The sequence below is a fragment of the Variovorax glucosi genome (genome assembly GCF_051216695.1).
In the GTDB taxonomy this organism is placed as follows: domain Bacteria; phylum Pseudomonadota; class Gammaproteobacteria; order Burkholderiales; family Burkholderiaceae_C; genus Variovorax.
The window spans coordinates 1-1,080 of record NZ_JBPJZE010000337.1 but is presented as its reverse complement, the minus strand read 5'-3'; the positions used below and the strand labels follow the sequence as shown (position 1 = coordinate 1,080).

1 protein-coding gene is annotated in these 1,080 nt (G+C 67.9%); it reads right to left on the bottom strand.

What is annotated here, in order from left to right; translation table 11 throughout:
* On the bottom strand, positions 1–1,019 hold a 1,019-nt coding region (locus ACSFA3_RS25435; RefSeq protein ID WP_435508106.1), incomplete at its 3' end, for an AAA family ATPase.
* Positions 1,020–1,080 lie beyond the last annotated feature (61 nt).

Here is a 1,080-nt window from a genome sequence, read left to right as displayed (position 1 = left end):
CGCAGCCGCCCGCGCGCAAGCGCTGGCTTGAGCAGGTTGGCCGCGTCGCCGGTGCCGGCCGTGCCGCCCGCGCCCACCAGCGTGTGCACTTCGTCGACGAACAGCACGATGGGCTTAGGGCTCTTTTCGACCTCGTCGATCACCTGGCGCAGGCGCTGTTCGAACTCGCCCTTCACGCCCGCTCCGGCCTGCAGCAGCGTGGGGTCGAGCACCCACAGCGACACGTCTTTCAGCGAAGGCGGCACGTCGCCCGCGGCGAGGCGCGAGGCGAGGCCTTCGACCACGGCCGTCTTGCCGACGCCGGCCTCGCCGGTGAGCAGCGGGTTGTTCTGGCGGCGACGCATGAGGATGTCGATGATCTGGCGGATCTCGTCGTCGCGGCCGTAGACCGGATCGAGCTCGCCGGCGCGCGCCTTGGCCGTGAGGTCGCTCGCGTACTTGGCGAGTGCGGAGCCGCCTGCCGCGGGGCCGTCGCCCTGGTGGTGCGCCACTGCGGTTGCACCGCCGGCTGCACCAGCGCTCGGCGCAACATCGAAGTCGTCTTCGGGTGAGCCTTCAGTCCATGCTGCGAGCTGCGCCACCAGCACGTCGGGCACGATCTTGTCGAACTCGCGCGAAATGCCCGAGAGCACCTGGCGCAGGCCCGGCGTCTTGATGATGCCCGCCAGCAGGTACGCGCCACGGATCGAGGTGGCCTCGAAGCGCAGGCTCGCATAGACCCACGCGCGCTCAACGGCGTTGTCGACGTGTTCGGAGATGTCGCTGATCGACGTAGCGCCGTGCGGCAGCCGGTCGAGCGCACGCACGAGGTCTTGCTCGACCGCGTCGAGGTTGAGCCCCGCGCGCTTGATGATGCGCAGCATGTCGCTGTCCTGCAACTGCAGGATCTGGTGCAGCCAGTGCACCAGCTCGACGTAGGCATTGCCGCGCAGCTTGGCGAAGGCGGTGGCGGTCTCCAATGCCTTGTAGAGCATCGGATTGAGTTTCGAAAAAAGAGAGACGCGGCGGATGTCGGTCATAGAGCCATGGATGAAGATGCGGACGCGGCAACGGGTGCCGCCGATGCGGAACGGGAAAACA